The organism is Bifidobacterium sp. UTBIF-78, assembly GCF_006408945.1.
In the GTDB taxonomy this organism is placed as follows: Bacteria; Actinomycetota; Actinomycetes; order Actinomycetales; family Bifidobacteriaceae; genus Bifidobacterium; species Bifidobacterium myosotis.
On sequence record NZ_JFAO01000013.1, the window covers coordinates 1 to 17,750 of the forward strand.

The 17,750-nt window shown below is 63.1% G+C and carries 9 protein-coding genes and 1 tRNA gene; 5 read left to right on the forward strand and 5 right to left on the reverse strand.

What is annotated here, in order from left to right:
• Positions 1-38 precede the first annotated feature (38 nt).
• Positions 39-989: a CTP synthase gene (locus tag BG22_RS03555; protein ID WP_140493286.1), complete on the reverse strand. Its 951-nt coding sequence runs from the start codon at positions 987-989 to the stop codon at positions 39-41.
• A 722-nt stretch (positions 990-1,711) separates the two neighbouring features.
• Complete coding sequence (gene ileS / locus BG22_RS03560) at positions 1,712-5,026, reverse strand: mupirocin-resistant isoleucine--tRNA ligase (RefSeq protein WP_140493289.1); 3,315 nt, start codon at positions 5,024-5,026, stop codon at positions 1,712-1,714.
• A 498-nt stretch (positions 5,027-5,524) separates the two neighbouring features.
• On the opposite strand from ileS, the gene BG22_RS03565 reads away from it, so the two are divergent.
• Together BG22_RS03565 and BG22_RS03570 are read left to right on the forward strand one after the other, a co-directional pair.
• Positions 5,525-5,597, forward strand: a tRNA-Arg gene (locus BG22_RS03565).
• A 1,152-nt stretch (positions 5,598-6,749) separates the two neighbouring features.
• Positions 6,750-8,258, forward strand: coding sequence for an ATP-binding protein (locus BG22_RS03570; RefSeq protein WP_258186189.1), 1,509 nt, complete (start codon positions 6,750-6,752; stop codon positions 8,256-8,258).
• A gap of 185 nt (positions 8,259-8,443) precedes the next feature.
• On the opposite strand, the gene BG22_RS03575 is transcribed toward BG22_RS03570, so the two are convergent.
• The gene (locus tag BG22_RS03575) at positions 8,444-9,313 is read right to left on the reverse strand and encodes a MurR/RpiR family transcriptional regulator (protein ID WP_094667364.1); all 870 of its coding nucleotides are present in this window, start codon (positions 9,311-9,313) and stop codon (positions 8,444-8,446) included.
• Between the two features lie 180 nt (positions 9,314-9,493).
• Here BG22_RS03575 and BG22_RS11090 point away from each other — a divergent pair, with 180 nt between their 5' ends.
• The 3 genes from BG22_RS11090 to BG22_RS03595 all read left to right on the forward strand — a co-directional run bounded on the left by BG22_RS11090 (position 9,494) and on the right by BG22_RS03595 (position 15,005).
• Positions 9,494-12,121, forward strand: coding sequence for an alpha-L-arabinofuranosidase C-terminal domain-containing protein (locus BG22_RS11090; RefSeq protein WP_258186190.1), 2,628 nt, complete (start codon positions 9,494-9,496; stop codon positions 12,119-12,121).
• Between the two features lie 126 nt (positions 12,122-12,247).
• Entirely contained in the window at positions 12,248-14,203 is a 1,956-nt protein-coding gene (locus BG22_RS03590; RefSeq protein WP_140493292.1) for a serine hydrolase, read from the forward strand.
• 91 nt (positions 14,204-14,294) lie between these two features.
• Complete coding sequence (locus BG22_RS03595; protein WP_140493295.1) at positions 14,295-15,005, forward strand: type 1 glutamine amidotransferase; 711 nt, start codon at positions 14,295-14,297, stop codon at positions 15,003-15,005.
• A gap of 161 nt (positions 15,006-15,166) precedes the next feature.
• Here BG22_RS03595 and BG22_RS03600 read toward each other — a convergent pair whose 3' ends face one another.
• A complete protein-coding gene (locus BG22_RS03600) occupies positions 15,167-16,060 on the reverse strand; it encodes a serine hydrolase (protein ID WP_181163355.1) in 894 nt (297 codons plus the stop codon).
• A gap of 177 nt (positions 16,061-16,237) precedes the next feature.
• Positions 16,238-17,671 carry a serine hydrolase gene (locus BG22_RS03605; RefSeq protein WP_140493302.1) on the reverse strand — a complete coding sequence of 478 codons (1,434 nt, stop codon included), beginning with the start codon at positions 17,669-17,671 and terminating at the stop codon, positions 16,238-16,240.
• Between the last annotated feature and the right edge of the window lie 79 nt (positions 17,672-17,750).

A 17,750-nucleotide genomic window follows, 5' to 3' on the forward strand; every position in this document is an offset into this window, starting at 1 on the left:
AAGCAGCCAGCCGTCTCGGAGACGGCGTCGACCTTACGTCAGACGGCCCTCGGAATCCCGGCGTCGTCCAGCTTGTCGATCAACGGCTGCCGTCGGACGACGTCATCGTATCCAATGCGAACTATCTTGCTCACACCCCATGCGTATAGTTTGCGCTCGCGCTCGCTCTGCTGATTCACCACGGCTTGGATTGTTCTACGCCCCGTCATTGTGGGATTGACGTATTTCGCCATACCGTCGTATTCGGCTACAACCGTATATCCACCGGGGAAAGCCCACACGAAGTCGACTCTGTACCACTCCCTAGGATTCCGCGGATCGACGAACACACGCTGCAACTGCGGTACTTCGAACCCCGCTTCGATCATGACGGCCCGCGCCAACGATTCGCCGCCGTTCTCGCTCATTGGATCAGCGTACGTCAGCAGACGCTCCACCGCATCGGTTCCACGGTGCAGCGATGCACATATGGAACGTATGTCCGACGCCGTGCAGCATTCCTTTCTCAATGCCGAATCGAAAATAGGCAACGCTTTGGCGAACGAGAGCATCAGCGCGCAATCCACCAACGTTCTGGCCGACGGCGTTACACGGAGGCCCTGCACCGTGACAGCCACTAGTGAAGGCATGAAGATGCGGCGTACGCTGCCGGCGCAACGACCCGAATTCGACGTGACCGCGATATATACGGATTGATGAATCGACCATTGATGGTCGAAACCGTGTATGGCTGCGGCCGTAGGACCGGCGAACACCCATGTGGGATGCCGTTCCTGCAGGGTACGGGCGATATGCAACGCCTTTTCGGAACCGTTCAGCGTGTCCCAGTATCGGGCGTCAATGAACAGGCCACGATGCGGACTGACCAGTTCGCCGTCGCGCGTCCGCCGCCGGAGCGCCTTGCCTTCGGCGTCGTTTGCCGCGAACACACAGCTTCGTTGCTGCTGCGCCCGCATGAGTTTGTCCGTGATGGTGTGATGAGTTTTCATGCGGACGACGCTAACGGCCGCTCGCCGTCGTTGTCCAGCCGAACCGACCTATGTGGATACAGCTTCAGCAATCCGGCGTGTTGTGGATAACTCCGCGGAAAGCAGTCCGTGGAGACAGGAGATCACCAATCAATACGACACCAGCATTGACTGGAACAGTTTTCACTCCCCGGGCAAATAACCATCCGATTACTAGTGGTCCGTCTCACAAATAATTGAGCACTGTATCTCCTGCCTCTTCCCCAGTCAGCTTCGCTGCCAGCTCCTCGTCAGAGGGGGCCAACACCACTCAGACAATTACGAGATAGACCACTAGGGTCGCCATACACACATTTCAGCCGATACCTTCAATCCGAGTCCGAGGAGAAGACCCAGCCTATGCCAACTGATGAGACATGGCCAGAACTGAATGGAAGGAAATGGAAAGGAAGGAATGGATTTGTTATCACAAAGTGCTGTTAACCGCTGGAATGCTGCGATTACTGTTCTCCAAGCATTCCCAATCAAGCCGGAACAGCGGGAAATCAGCACGAGTGTCCTGCGAATAGCAGCACTTTGATCGAACATAGCCAAAAAGAAAGGTGGGCTGAACCGTTTGGTTCAGCCCACCTTATGTGGCGACTCTTGGCGAAGCCGCCGTCAGAAAACGGCCAGGCGTCTGGCTAATCGCCAGCCAATCGCCAGCCAATCGCCAGCTAATCAGACCGTCAATGACGACGTCATCACGCCTTGGCGACCTCCACGGCCAGTTCCTTGGCGTCCTCGTCAGCCTTGACCTCCAGCGAGGTGGCCAGCGTCTCACGGGCGATGAGGTCACGGAACTGCTCGACCTTCGCCGCATCGGCAGCCGGCACGGTCAGCGTCAGCGCGATGCGATCGGCGATATCGAGGCCGGCGTCCTTACGGGCGTCCTGCACGGCGCGGATAGCGTCGCGGGCGTAGCCTTCGGCCACCAGGTCGTCGGTCAGCGCGGTGTCGAGGATCACGAAGCCACCAGTCGGCAGCGCGGCGGACACGGAGGCCGCCGCCTCGGCCGCGTTCTCCTCCTCCACGCGGTTGATCAGCTCGTACTCGCCTTCGACCAGCGCAATCTCGCCGTTCGGCGTCTCGACCACGGGGGCACCGGAGGCATCCACGCGCCACGCACCGGTCTTGGACGCCTTGATGGCGAACTGCACCTGCTTGCCAAGGCGCGGACCGGCCGCACGGGCATTGACCTTGAGCTGGTGGACGATCTTGAGACCCTGGGAGCCGGCGTCCTCCATCGTGCAGAACTCGATGTCCTTCACGTTGAGCTCGGACTTAAGCACCTCCGTGTAGGCGCGCACGTCGTCCACATCCTCGACCACCACGGTGAGCTTGGACAGCGGCTGGCGCACGCGGATCTGCGAGGCCTTGCGCAGGGACAGGGTGCCGGAGACGACCTCGCGCACCTTCTCCATCGCATTGACCAACTTCGGATCGTCGACGAGCACGCGGCCGAGCTCGGTGGCCTCGCCGGTCTCCTCGGAGACGACGAACGGCCAGTCGGCCAGATGCACGGATTCACCACCGGTCAGACCGCGCCACACGGACTCGGCCTCCATCGGGGCCAGCGGCGCGAGCACGCGCATGAACACCTCAAGCACGGTGTACAAGGTGTTGAACGCGTTGGCGTCCTCGTTCCAGAAGCGGTCACGGGTGTTGCGGATGTACCAGTTGGTGAGCACGTCGATGAAGTCGGACGCGGCGTCGCAGGCATCGGAGATCGCGAACTCGTCCAGCGCCTTCTCCACACGCTCCACGAGTCGGCGGGTGCGAGCCAGCAGGTAGCGGTCCATTTCCGGCAGGGCGGCGACCTCGTCGGGGCGCAGCTGGCGCGCGTCGAAGCCCTTGCCGCCGTTGGCCGCGTTGGCGTACAGCGTGAAGAAGTAGTACGAGCTCCACACCGGCAGCATGACCTGGCGCACGGTGTCGCGAATGCCCTCGGCGGTGACGATCAGATTGCCGCCGCGCAGAATCGGCGAGCTCATGAGGAACCAGCGCATGGCGTCGGAACCGTACTTGTCGAACACGCCGTTGACGTCCGGGTAGTTGCGCAGGTGCTTCGACATCTTCTGACCGTCGGAGCCGAGCACGATGCCGTGGCAGATCACGTTCTTGAACGCCGGACGGTCGAACAGGGCGGTGGCCATCACATGCAGCAGGTAGAACCAGCCGCGGGTCTGACCGATGTATTCGACGATGTAGTCGGCCGGGAAGTGCTGCTCGAACTTCTCCTTGTTCTCGAACGGGTAGTGGAACTGCGCGAACGACATCGAACCGGACTCGAACCAGCAGTCGAGCACGTCGGGAATGCGGCGCATGGTGGACTTGCCGGTCGGGTCGTCCGGGTTCGGACGGGTCAGGTTGTCGATCCACGGACGGTGCATGTTGATGTTGCCGTCACGGTCGCGCGGGTAGTCGCCGAAGTCGGCCTTGAGTTCGTCGAGCGAGCCGTACACGTCCACGCGCGGGTACTTCGGGTCGTCGGACACCCACACCGGAATCGGCGAACCCCAGAAGCGGTTGCGGGAGATGGACCAGTCACGCGCGTTGGCGAGCCACTTGCCGAACTGGCCGTCCTTGACGTTCTCCGGAATCCAGTTGATCTGCTGGTTGAGCTCCAGCAGACGCGGCTTGATCTTGGTCACGGAGACGAACCAGGAGGAGACCGGCTTGTAGATCAGCGGCGTGGCGCAGCGCCAGCAGTGCGGGTAGGAGTGCACGTAGCTCTTCTCCTGGAAGAGGATCGCGCGGTGCTCCTCGGGGATGGACGCGAGCGGACCGTCGCCGGCGCGCAGGTTACGCAGGATCGGCAGGTTGGCGTCGAACACGAACATGCCCTCATACTCCGGGCACTGCGCGGTGAAGCGGCAGCCGGCGTCGAGCACGTCGGTGCTCTTGATGCCCTTGGCGTTGAGCGTGTTCATATCGTCCTCGCCGTAGGGGGCCTGGTGGACCAGTCCGGTACCTTCGACGGTGTCGACGTAGTCGGCGGTGAAGATGGTGTAGCCGTTCGGACCGGGCACGTTGCCCTCAGTCTCGGCCTTCTCACCCGCGAAGTAGGGGAAGACCGGCCAGTAGCGGCGTCCCTCGAGCTCGGAGCCCTTGAGCTCGCGCACGACCTCGTAGTTCTCGCCGAGCTCCTTGGTGTAGTGCGGCAGCAGGTCCTTGCCGAGGTAGAACTTCTTGCCGGCGAACTTGCCTTCGGTGGGCTTGACCTCGACATAGTCGATGTCGGCGCCGACCACGATGGCGAAGTTGGTGGGCACGGTCCACGGCGTGGTGGTCCAGAAGACGGCGTAGGCATCCTCGTCGCGCATCTTGACGGCCACGGACACGGTGGTGTCCTGACGGTCCTGGTACACGTCGGCGTCCATCCTGAGCTCATGGGCCGAAAGCGGCGTACGGTCCTTCGGGCAGTACGGCAGCACGCGGTAGCCCTGGTAGGCGAGGCCCTTGTCGTACAGCTGCTTGAAGGCCCACATCACGGACTCCATGTACGGGATGTTCAGGGTCTTGTAGCCGTGCTCGAAGTCCACCCAGCGGGCCTGACGATGCACGTAGTCCTGCCATTCGTGCGTGTACTTGAGCACGGAGGCGCGGCAGGCGTCGTTGAACTTGTCGATGCCCATCTTCTCGATCTGGTCGACCGAGTCGATGCCGAGCTCCTTCTGCGCCTCAAGCTCGGCGGGCAGGCCGTGCGTGTCCCAGCCGAACACACGGTTGACCTTGCGGCCCTTCATGGTCTGGTAACGCGGGATGACGTCCTTCGCATAACCGGTCAGCAGGTGGCCGTAGTGCGGCAGGCCGTTGGCGAAGGGCGGGCCGTCGAAGAACACGAACTCGTTCTGGCTGTGGTCGCCGGAAGGGTTGCGTTCGACGGACTTCTGGAAGGTGTCGTCCTTGTCCCAGTAGTCCAGGACGGTCTCCTCCATCTGGGGGAAGCTGGGGTTCGGCGCTACGTGCGCGGTCTCGCCGCCCTCGTTCGCCTTGGGATATACGTTTTCGCTCACCGTAAATCTCCTCGTGGGTCTGGTTCGGTCCACAGGGACGATTGGTTGCGATGATTGCGCCGGACGGGCGTTACGTGGTGATTCGGCCGTGAACTCCGCCGGCCTGAGGTGTTCGTGATACCACCGACCGTCCGTCCCGCAGCCGGAACCTTGCGTTCCGTCCGGAGCGACCATCTCGTCGCCCCTGCTACGAGGACGATGCCGGACGACTTCCGTCGCACCCGCCACCGCGGTACCACCTCGCTTGCCGCCGCTCGACCGGACCGGAGCCCGTTCAAGCGCGACCGCTTGCGTTCGGCTGTTTCGGGCCGATCCCGTCGGGTCTACTGGGCGATGACTCGCCGTTCTTCCGAAGGCTCCCCGCTGATAACGGATCACTGCCCTGTACAACGAGGCATATCATAACACGCCCGTGAGCCAAAGATTCCGGGGATTCCAGAGATTCCGGACCGGCCTCAATTTCCGAGTCGCGACCGACTAGTATGTTTATCCGCTGATGCCCCTGTAGCTCAATGGATAGAGCCACGGCCTTCTAATCCGTCGGTTGCCCGTTCGAGTCGGGTCGGGGGCACGATGAGGCACCGGCTCTGTTTGGGTCGGTGCCTTTTGCTTTTGGCTTTGGGTACCGTTCAACCGGCGCTGGCGAGCATTGGCGAGTAATTGACGAGTAATTGGCAGGCATGACGCACCAGAATCGGCACGCCGTCATCTGAATCGAGTCCTTCCCGTGTCGACCCATGCCGTCATGGAGTAATGCCGAACGTGGGGTTATGTTTATGCAGAAAGCGTGGGTGATGCGTGGGTCTTAACCACGCGCGTTAGGTTACGGTCGCGCGGATTATGACGCCCGAAATCGGAAGCGGCGCTTGCTGGTGTGCCTCGGCGGTGCGCCTCGGCGGTGCGCCCCCGCAGCCGAAAAACGGCTTAATTCGAGCTGCGGGGCACACCCAGATTCTGTGCGAAATCGTGTGGTTTAGCGAAAATGGCGGAATCATGCGGTTTCTGGTCTGCAACAGCGTGCCCCCGCAGCCGAAAAACGTCCATAAAGTAGCTGCCGGGGCGCGGGCTGTGCCCCCGCAGCCCAATTTGACGCTTGAAACGTCTCCGGGGGCACAGTTGTGCGCCACGGAAGCTCGAAATCCGGGCAGTAAGCGCTACGGGGGCTCAGAGTGGTCCGTCTCTTAAATAATTGAGGGCTTCAGCTTTTTCTCGAGCCCCAGTCAGCTTCCTGACGGTCCCTCGTCAGGAAGGACCGATACCACTCAAACAATTGCGGGATGGACCAAGAGCAAAGGACTCAAACGCCTACCCGGACCAACCTGCCATCCTGCGGGCGCTACGGGGCACGGCGCAAGGCCCTGCATGTCAAACCGAAGGAGAGCAGGACAAACCGCACTCATCATATTTGCTCGCATTTGCTCGCTGTTGCGCGTGTCTGGCATAGGAAAGTACGTACCATCGAGGCATGGGGACAGCGGCACATATTTCAGCGGACATCGATGCCGGATATTCCGGCGCATCGAATCTCACGCATGTCTACGCTAAGCATAGCTTCGCGGCCGCCGGCCTCGACTGGGGAAACATAGCCGAATCATTGTCGATCGGGACGCCCGCCGCCACCGACACAACCGCTACAACAGACGCAACCTCCGCAAGTGGCAGTGTCGCACCCACCGGCAACGCCGGCACAGCAAACGAGGCCGGCACGGTAGACGCAAACAACATGACCACTACAGCAGGTGCGACCTCCGCAGGCGGCAACGTTGCACCCACCGACACGACAGACACGATTGGCACAGCCAGTGCAGCCGGCCCAGCCAACACCGCCGACGCCATCGTCTCCACCTACACGAACGATCCGGCCCGCATGAACACCTTTGCCGCCTCTTCTGCCACCACCGCTGCCAGCACCGCGACCGTTGACACCACTGCCACCGCCGATGCTGCCGCCACCCCCACCGACACCACTGCTGCCAACACCACCACTACCACAACCGCCGCCACTGCCACAACCGCCGGCACGATACATCCACCCATCACCCCCGCATCGGCCAACCCGCTGCTCGCCACACTGCTTTCAGACCAGTGCCCGTATGCGACCAAGGCCATCATCTTTGACGGCGACAGCAAGCACAGCATCCGCGAGCGATACACGTTCACCGGCTCGCTGCTCAGTCAGCTGGACGAGGCCGGCATGTTGCTCAACCGCATCAACGAATCCGGTCGATACCCTGCCGCAGCCCTGCGCGAGGCGCTGGTCAATGCGCTGGAGCACCGCGACTACTCCTACTCCGGCCCCACACTCATCAATGTGTTCGATTCGAGACTGGAGATCATCTCCCTTGGCGGCCTGACCGACGGCTTCGCCATCAACGACCTGCTAAACGGAATCTGCCAGCCTCGCGACCCGATGCTGGCCCAGTTGCTGGCCAATCTGGGCCTGTGCGAGGACTGCGGCACCGGCGTGCAACGCATCATGGACGCCTACGCAGGCAATCCGGTCAGCCCACAGTTGCGCGTCGGACCGTCATCCGTGGCATTGGTGTTGCCCGTGCTGGTCGAGGTGACCAACTCCCCCAATCCACGCAATCGCGGTTCCGCCAGTTCCGGCGCCAATGCCGCCGCGGCTTCGTCCGGCAGAACCGACGGCACCGGGCATGACAACGTCTACCACTTCCCCACGTTCCAACGTGTGACCGATCAGGCGGCCGAGGCGCTGGCCGGGGCCCGCGTCATCGGGTGCTCACCGCTGCAGACGCTGGTTCTCGGCCGGGGGTTTGATTGGGAGTCACACATCTTGGCCGACGGCCATGGCGGCGTTGCAACCACCATCCCGATCACCATCCCGACCACCATCCCGACTGCAGCCCCAGCCGCAGTCCCATCCACCGGCTCACCCAATGGCTCATCCAACGGCATCACCAACACCCACGCCGAGCCCGCGCAAAGCACCATTGTCCTAGCCTCCCTAGCCGCCGGAGCGGCATCCGGCAGCGCCGGCCCGGTCTCACCGGCTCTGGACATGACGACGCTGCGCCAGTCGAACGAGACGTTGGAACAGACGACATTGAATCTGCTGGCGTCGAGCGGAGTGAACCTGAGCCGCAGAATGATTCAGGAGCAACTGGGATTGAGCCGCGATCAGGCCGGCAAGCTGCTGCGCCAGCTGACGTTGGACGGCAAAATCACAAAGCACGGCCGCTCGCGGGCCACCACGTACTCCATCGTCTGATTCCGCTGCGCGCAATGACCGCGACGTTCGACGTTCGGTCATGCGATGCGGACACGCCAGTCGGCCGAGAAACCGGTTATTCCCGTACCCCGTCAGCAGCCACAAGCCGGCACGGCAGCATTCGCGCGGCTCCCCCGCAACGCACACCTTGCGGACGGCCCATAGGCACCGTCCGCCCCCGCGGCTCAGCCCTCGAAGACGCGGTCGCGAATCATGCGGCCGGATTCGTCCAACGCGGTCGAGAACCGGCCGTAGTCGGACAGAATCACGCCCATGTAGAGCATGTCCACCAATGCGGTATCGGCCACGCGCGAGAAGATCGCATTGCCGTAGATGGTATGCGAGTCGCGGCCGGTGAGAAGCACTACATCAGCCCAGCCGGCCAAGGGCGCGCCCACGGCGTTGGTGATCGCGATGGTTTTGGCTCCCCGCGACTTCGCCAACCGCAGCGCCTTGACCGTATCGGCCGAGCTGCCTGAGTGGGAGAACGCGATGGCGACATCGCCATGTGTGAGGTGTCCGGCGCTGATCTGCTGCAGGTACGCATCGGTATTGAGGCGACACATGAGCCCCAGATACTCGAGCTTGGTGAACAGATCCATGGCCGGCGTCAGGGAGTTCTCCACGCCGAAAATATCGATGAACCGCGCCTCGGCGATGAGTGCGATCGCCTTGCGGTAGGCTTTGCCGTCAAGCGCGCTGTACAGCTCGTCCATGAGCGATTTCGCACTGTCCACGGCCTTGGCCGGAATGTCGTCCGCGCTGTCCCACGGGTTCAGGTCGAAGCCCGCGAGCGGATTGAACGTCACCTTGTGCTCGGCGTCCGGGTGGCGCAGCACATAGCGCAGCTCACGGTAGCCGCCGAATCCGAGCTTGCGCGAAAAACGAATCACCGTGGGCTGGCTGACGTGCGCGATATCCGCCATCTGGCCGACGGTCAGATCCGCAGCCTCCTCGATATGGTCCCGGATATACTGGGCCACGGACCGCTCCGCCGGGCGAAGCGTCGGATACACGTGGTCGATGCGCTCGCGGATTCCCACCGAGGACTGCACAATACGCTCCTGACGTCATTCCGTTCAACCTTACGATTCCGAGCGTACCGGTTGCGACCGGCCGCTGGCCCGAATTGGATTAACCGCAATGTGAACTGTGACTGAACTTTCCCAAAGTCGGTGTTCCCCGGCTCCGCCGCATGCATGGCATCCGCCTCCCCGCCACTATAGAATGATGACATGGTGCGGATCAGCGTGGGTGCGCCCACCCATCAAACAAGCGGCAGACTGTACGGCGCGTTCTTCGAGGACATCAATCACAGTGCGGACGGCGGCCTGAACGCCAACATGGTGAACAACTACAGCTTCGACGGCGTCTATCTGGACCATCACACCTGGCGCCTGTCCGGCGCGGACCGATGGCGCACGCAGGCCGACCCCTTACGATTCTGGCGGTTTGACGGCTGCTCGGCTGTCAGCTGCGGCACCGAGATACGCGGCACGCATGGGCAGACGATCGATACGTCCGCCGACTGCCCGGCGCCGCCGATTCATGCGCACAGCCGGTACGCGAGGATTACAGTCGGGAACGTGCGCGAAAACGCGGGAGCCGGCGACGCCAACGTCCAGCTCGACGATGCCGCAACCGATGGCATAACAGGGGTCGTCACCACGGACGGTCCCGCAACGGCAAACCGTGCCGCCGCCATCGAGAACCTCGGGTACAACGGCGGCGGCACGAACGCCGACGAGCCCGCCTTCGCCATCACCGCCGGGCATACCTATGACGTGAGCCTGTGCATCCGCGCGGTATCCGGCGCGTCGCGACTGTCCGTCTGCGTAATTGGCGGGGACGGTTCGCCGCTGACCGGGAGCGCTCGGCTCATCTGCGAGGCCGGGCGCACGCCGGGCGCAAACGCCGGGGATTGTGCTGGGGATTGCACTGGGGATTGCGCCAGTGATTGCACCAGTGATTGCACTGCATCGTCCGTCCGCGTGGTCGCCGACCCATCCTCTCCGCATGACGACGGCACGGCGGGCCGGACGCCCGCCGGAAGCCCGTCAGACTCGCCGGTTTCCGCCGACGTCTCACCCGCGACCATCGAACAGCTGAGTGACGGGTGGGTGCGCGTTTCGGCGCAGGTGAACGGCTTGGCCACCGATTACGGCAAGTTGCGCATCCGCATTGAAACCGGAATCGGCATCGGTACCGAGCTTGGCGATGTCCCCGATGCCGATGGGCCCAGCCACCCCGACAACCTCAATGGGCCCAGCCGCCCCAATACCGCCGATGGACTTGACGACCCCACCGCCCCCGTCGTCTTCGACTTGGACCTCGTGCAGTTCATGGATGCGGATTACTGGGGCGCCGGCGACCCGAAGTGGCGGTACGGCAAACTGCGGCGCGACCTCGTGGAGGCCGTCGCGGCACTGCACCCCGCGTTCGTGCGGTTCCCCGGCGGCTGCATCGTGGAAGGCGTGACGCCCGGCAACGAATATCGGTGGAAGGACACCGTGGGCGCGCTGCCGGCCCGTCGGGCCCAGTATTCGATGTGGTCATTCAAGATGCCCGACGGGTCCAGCTACTGCCAGAGCTACCAAATCGGTTTCTACGAGTACTTCTGCCTGTGCGAGGATCTGGGCGCCAAGCCGTTGCCCACGTTGTTCGCCGGCATCGCATGCCAGTCGCCGGGCCGCGACCCGAGGCACATGGACACCGATTCCGAGCCGTTCCGCCGCAACGTGATCCAGGACTATCTCGATCTCATCGAATTCGCCAACGGCGACCCGAACACCAGCCCGTGGGCGGCGGTGCGACGGGACATGGGCCACCCCGAACCGTTCGGATTGGATATGATCGGCGTGGGCAACGAGAACTTCGGCGCCGACTATGTGGACAAATTCGACCGCATTGCCGCCGCCATCCATGAGCGGTATCCGGACATGCTGTGTGTGATGAGCGCCGGTTTGTTCCCGTTCCGCCCGGCGATGGCGCGCACATGGCATCACGCGCGAGCGATTGCGAACGGCGTCACCGGTGCTGGCACCGGTACCCGCACCAGCACCGACACCAGCACCGGAGCAACGTTCCACGGCCCCTTGGCCGCCGTCGGCTCGGCCACCGGCGACGCGATCGTCGTGGATGAGCATTCCTACCATTCCCCCGCCTGGTTCGAGTCACAGGCCCATCGTTTCGACGACTATCCACGTTGCGGCGCCGGCGTGTATTTCGGCGAATACTCGGCCAATGGCTATTTCGCGGGCCAGCCGCAGACCGAGCAGGGCGCGAACACATGGCGTTCCGCGCTTGGCGAGGCCGCGTTCCTGACCGGCTGCGAGCGCAATTCTGACGTGGTGCGCATGACCTCCTACGCGCCGCTGCTCGCGCACATCCCCGCGAAGGGCTGGGCGCAGAATCTCATCGAGTTCAATCCGGCGCATGTGAATCCGACGGTGAACTACGAGGTGGAGCGCTTGTTCTCCACGCATCTGGGACCGTGGACCTACGACGCGGCCATCGAGTCGAATCCGAACGCCAAGCACCTGTACGTGAGCGTCACCGGGGCGGACGACACCGCCCCCTACCGGTACATCAAGATCGTCAACACCGCCGAACGGCCGGTGGATGTGACGCTGGAAATCGCCCGGGGATTGGCTGGACTGGGCGCGACGGCATCCCACGGGCCCGTCCGGCTCGAGGTGGAGACGCTCACGGCCGAGCCGGATGCGAAAACCGTCATCGGCTATCGCGGCGAGGCGACGGAGGCCATCGACCGCGCCCGACGGACGTACACACTGCCGTCCCCGTCGTCGCTACTGGCGATGAAGATTCCGCCGTACAGCGTCACGCTGGTCACCTCACGGTGAGTCCCACGACGTCTTCTGTTCCTCCTACGTCGGACCCGTTTATATCGGTCGTGTTACCGGCATATATCGCCTTGGCCGCGAGGGATAACAGGGACGGACTAGGTTGGTGCCTCGTTGGATTGCAACATGAGCGGATTGGAGCGAACGGTGACGGTGCGGCACAGCTATATCCCCGATGAGGCGACGATCGCCGAGGTGGACCGAATCTTCCACGGGCTGATCGCCGAAGACAAAGCCCCCGCGTATGTCTATGGGATTTTCGACCGCCATGGGCTGCTACACTGCGGGCATGGCGGGTCGGTGCCGCGCCCGGACCATGGAGCGCAGACCGCCGGCGCGAATCATTCCAACCGTATGGACGCGCTCGATTCCACCGGTGCCGTCGATGCTGGAGATGCGACGGATGGCGGCGGTGCCGATGGGGCGACGGTTGCGCTCAACGAGCACACGCGGTTTCGCATCGCCTCCATGTCGAAGAGCTTTGCGGCGGCGGCCGTCATGCAGTTGGCCTGGCAAGGACTGGTCGACCTGCACGCGCCGGCCTCGGGTTATGTACCGGAACTGCGCCGTGTGCAGCCATATCGCGAGGACTCCTTCCCCATCACCGTGCATGACCTGCTGGCGATGAGCTGCGGGCTGGCCACCGACGACGCATGGGCGGACCGGCAGGAATCAATCAGCAGGGATGAACTACGGTCGCTGCTGGCCCAGCGGCTCAGGTCCATCTATGCGCCCGGCGAGCGCTACGAATACTCGAATATCGGATATGCAGCGGTCGGCGAGCTGATTCGCAACGTCAGCGGCATGGATGTGCCGGATTATGTGCGCACGCATCTGCTGGAGCCTTTGGGATTGCATGAGACGACCTATGACTGGCGTGAAGTCAGCCCATCCGCGCTGGTCTGCGGCTACCATTTCGACCCGGAAACCAAGACTTGGGCGGCGGAGCCGTTCGCCGATCCGGGCGCGTTCAGCGTGATCGGCGGGGTGATCAGTTCCGTGCATGATGTGGCCGCGTGGGATGCGTGGCTGGCGCGCGGATTCGAGGATGAGCCGTCGACCGATGACGAGGTACTGCCGAAGCGCTACCGTCACCTGATGCAGATGCCCCACACGCCGATGCCGCCTGTGCTGCGTTCCGGCTCGAGCCGCGGTTGGCTCACGAAACGCGATTTCAACGAAATCGAGGCGTACGGATACGGGCTCATCATTAAGCATGACGAGCGGTTCGGCGACATCGCCTACCATTCGGACGGATATCCAGGCTACGGGTCGAACATGAGGTGGCATCTCGACTCCGGTCTCGGCGTGGTGGTGCTGGCAAACGGACGCTATGCCACGCCGAGCGTGCTGGCCATTCGCGTGCTGTCGCTGCTGTTGGAGGAGGCGTCGCGCAAGGAATTGGTGGCCGGCTGGAGCTTCCCGCTGTGGGCGGAGACCCGCGAGGCGCAACGGCGTGTGAACGCGATGCTGGGTGGATTGGTTGAAGATGCGGCGACGGCGGGTGCGGACGGCCACGCGGGCGAACGCGGCGGCGAATGTGCGAACGATCACGCGGATGCCCGGGATACCGCCGACGAGCACGCCATCGCGGCGGATGCTGCGGACGCCGAAACATGTGCCCGCGCCATCGCTTCGCTGTCCGACATCCTGGCGATGAACGTCACGATGGATTGGACGTTCGAGGAGCGTGGGGCACAGCTCGCCCGGCTGCTGAAGGACACCGGTCTGCCGGTTTCCAACGTTCCAGCCGCCAGCACCAACGATAATGACAAAGTCAAGGGTGACGAAGCCGTGGAGAAGGCCGATGGAGGAGCCGATTATCTTGTCTCCGATCGCCTTACGTCCGCCCACTGCACGACTTCTCTCACGACCGTCCACCTCACGGCAACGGACGAGCACGCGGATTCACCGGCGCAACTGTCGTGGACTGTTCCCTGCGAACGGCATCCGTTGCGCTGCACCATCCAGCTCAACTCGCTGGAACACCCGCAGGTGCAGACGTTGGAGTTCGCACGGGCCGACGCGCCCCGCACCGACGACATCGTCACCGTCACGCCCGGCACCCGGATTCTGCGGTAGGGGCGCACACGCGAATCTGCGGTGCCCACGCCATCTGCGGCATATCACAGCGACATCAATTACCAATCATCAATCATCGAAAGGACGACATATGCCAACCGCACTGGTCATTGGGCATTCGAAAACGGCAGGTTTGCGCCGCCTTGGCCCTTGGTTCAACGAGCAGGGACTCGATTATGAAGTGAAATTCGGCGGCGATGGGCTACCGGAGTCGCTGGATGGATACGCGGCGCTTATCGTGCTGGGCGGCGCTCCCCTGCCGTATGAGGACGACCGGTTCCCGTGGTTGCCGGCCACGCGCGCGCTGACCCGTCAGGCGATTGACGGGCAGATTCCGATGCTCGGCATCTGTCTGGGCGGCCAGCTGCTCGCCTACGTGGGCGGCGGCACGGTGGAGCATCGCAAATTGCAGCCGGAACACGGCATCACGCCGATCACGCTGGATGCGGCGGCGGCCGACGATCCCCTGTTCTCGGTGCTGCCGGAGTCCTTCCCGATGACCGAAAACCATGTGGACCATATCACGTCGCTGCCTGCCGAAGCGGTGCTGCTCGCCCATTCTGACCGTTCGCCGGTGCAGGGATTCCGTCTGGGCGATCGCGCGTGGGGATTGCAGTTCCATCCCGAGGTGTCGGCCGCGAACATCACCACGTGGGATGCGGACGACATCCGCGACGTCGAGCATGACGGATTCGACTGGGAGGAAGTGCTGCGTCGCAACGCCGTCTATGACGCCGAGAACACGAAGCTGGCCGAGGCATTCGCCCGCCGATTCGCCGACATCGTGCTTCAGGCGCGATAGGCGGTCGGCGCGTCGGATTGATGCGCTGCGTGGCCTCGAGAGACCAGTCATCCCAGCGAGTCCGTACTTGCAGGACGAGCTGGGATGTGCGGCAGTCCTAAGGGATAGTCGCCCCGGCCCGAACTGTCCCAAGTCGCTTAACGTCCTATCCAGTCCCGCGCCTACGCCTCGATATACGCGCGGATTGCGGCACCAAGGCGTCGCATGTCGGCGAGCGCCACGTCACGCAGACGACCGTATCGCGTCTTGTCCCAGTTGGCGAGGATCGCGTAGGCGACGGTGCGGCCGGTCGGGTCGCACCGCACGAAACCGACGTCGCAGCGTACATCCGATTCGGTGCCGGTTTTGTGCCGCAGCTGGAACGGATCGCCCGCCTCCCAATGCGCGAGCGGGTCCACGTTGAAGACTCCGGAAGCCATCGACGTGTCGGTGTCGGCGCCGAGCCATCGTTCAATCTGGGCGGACGCGGCCGGCGAGACGAGCGTGCCGGCGTTGAGACGGAGCATATAGTCGCACAGTTCGCGGGCGCAGCCGCATGACATGTCGTCCGGGCCGTCGGGCCGCAGTTCCATGCGTACGTAGTCCAGCAAAGCCGACCGTTCGAATCCCTGCGCCTTGGCAAACGATTGCACCCGGTCCAATCCGACCCGTTCGATGAGCAGATTGGTGGCGTAGTTGTCGGAGAACGAGCCGACGAGAAAGCCCAGGTCATGCACGCTGAGCGTCTGCTGGTCGAGCAGGTACAGCAGGCCGGAGTCCTCGCAGAAGTCGTCCGACGACATTGCGCGGCGGTCGATGATCTCGTGCAGGCCCAGTTCGCCGGTCTCGATCTGATGCATGACCTCGATGAGCAGGAACAGTTTGCCGATGCTCGCCGTCTTAAGCACCGCGTCCGGCGTGCGCCCATAGAGGGTTTCGCCGGTGGCCGCGTCGCGAATCATAATGGACCAGTCGATGCGCGGGTCGAGCGCTATGCCGTCCAAAGCGGCGGATCGTCCGCCGGTATCGGCGCCAACCCGATCATCATCGCCGACGAGTTCCTGTTGCTGTGTCATCTCGTTCCTTCCGCTCATCCGTCATCACATTCACAAACCCTGGCGCCTCCGTCAGCCGGTGCCACCGTCCGCCGAGTAGTCCGAACCATTCCATGGCCCAGCTTCCACACGCGCCTGTCCTCCCGGTCGAAACCGCCGGCATTCCACCCGCAATCCGCCGCCAAGAGGAGCACAGGCCTACGCGATTTTCGGCGTGACGCGATGCCCGTAAGCCACGTACTTCGTACCATCGGACGCGCTGACGAACTCGATTTCCGTCGGCTCGTGGCGGTCAGGCCGTTGCACGCCGTAATGACCCTGTTCCGTGGCGTGGAGAGGCAAGGTGAGCCGTACGCCGCACGGGCCGTCATCCTCATCCGGCTCGAATACACCTTCGACGCCGGTAGGGCCGCCCGCACGGTATTCCTGATGCTCGCCGTGACGTTCGTAGACGCCGACGATGTTCACGATTTCATCGTCGCTCAGATGACGGTCGGACAGCGTGACCTTGGGAGGTGCGGCAATGCCGGCACGCGACGCGATGTCACGGGTGAGCGCCGCCGCCATCTGCGTGCCCGCATCGGCGTTGGTGAGCACGGCGATGGCGATACGATGCTTCGGAAACACCACAATGTTCGCGCGCTGGCCTTCGGTCGCACCGCCATGACCGAACGCGGGCTCACTGCCCCAGTTCGGCAACTGCCAGCCCAACGCCCAGCCGACGTTTTCGATGCCCTGATCAGTGAGACTCACCTGCTGGGTGGTCATGAGCTTTACGGCTCGTTCAGACATCACATGCGTACCATTGGGTGCCACTCCCCCGTTGAAGAACAGGGAGGCGAAGTCCAGCAGATCGCCAATCGATGACGAAACCTGCCCGCACGGACCGGTGCAACGCGGCAAATGCCACAGTTTCGCCGGCTCGACAGGCGCGGGGAACACCTCTTTATCCAGCGCCACTGCACGGAAATGACCAAATGCGCTCGAATAGCGCAGCACATCCTCCGGAAGCGTCCACACATGGTCAAATCCACACGGTTCGGCAATCCGCTTGCGCAGCACTGTGTCCCAGCTGGCGCCCCGCAATACTTCAATCACACGGCCGAGCACCACGAAAGCACCGTTGGAGTAGCTCAACGGCCCACCCAGCGGCGTGCGCGCGGGAAACTTGCCGATGTAATCCACGTATTTGGCCACACAGTCGTCTCCTCGGCCGAGCGTTGCGGGGAAGGCGTCGCCCTCAATGCCATTGATATGGCACATGAGGTGGCGGATCGTGCAACCGTAGGTGATTTCCGGCGAATTGATGACGCGGAAGTCCGGCAATACGTCCTTGACTCGCGTGTCCAAGCTGAGACGGCCTTCGTCGATGAGCTGCATGGCGAGCACGGTCGTCCAAATCTTGCTGATCGATCCGATTTGGAAGAGCGTGTCCTTGAACACCGGATAACCGGTGGTCTTATTGACGATGCCGGCCCAGACCGTGTCAGCGCTTAGCCCATCACCGTCCGGGGCAATCACTCCGACCTGCGCCCCCGGAACGCCGTACTCGGCGAGCGCCTGGTCCAGTAGCTTCTGTAAATCGTCATGACCGATAAGCGTCGTTTCGCCATGTTTCAGCAATTCCGTCATCTTCCGCCTCTCACTTCAGGCCGCATCCTGTTGGATTGTCCCAAACCATCCATTATTTGCCCGTCCCGCGTCAACCGGG

Bases quoted from the DNA above. Each gene is read 5' to 3' on its own strand.
- BG22_RS03555 (WP_140493286.1), bottom strand. From the start codon at position 989: ATGAAAACTCATCACACCATCACGGACAAACTCATGCGGGCGCAGCAG.
- BG22_RS03570 (WP_258186189.1), top strand. From the start codon at position 6,750: ATGACCACTACAGCAGGTGCGACCTCCGCAGGCGGCAACGTTGCACCC.
- BG22_RS11090 (WP_258186190.1), top strand. From the start codon at position 9,494: ATGGTGCGGATCAGCGTGGGTGCGCCCACCCATCAAACAAGCGGCAGA.
- BG22_RS03590 (WP_140493292.1), top strand. From the start codon at position 12,248: ATGAGCGGATTGGAGCGAACGGTGACGGTGCGGCACAGCTATATCCCC.
- BG22_RS03595 (WP_140493295.1), top strand. From the start codon at position 14,295: ATGCCAACCGCACTGGTCATTGGGCATTCGAAAACGGCAGGTTTGCGC.
- BG22_RS03600 (WP_181163355.1), bottom strand. From the start codon at position 16,060: ATGACACAGCAACAGGAACTCGTCGGCGATGATGATCGGGTTGGCGCC.
- BG22_RS03605 (WP_140493302.1), bottom strand. From the start codon at position 17,671: ATGACGGAATTGCTGAAACATGGCGAAACGACGCTTATCGGTCATGAC.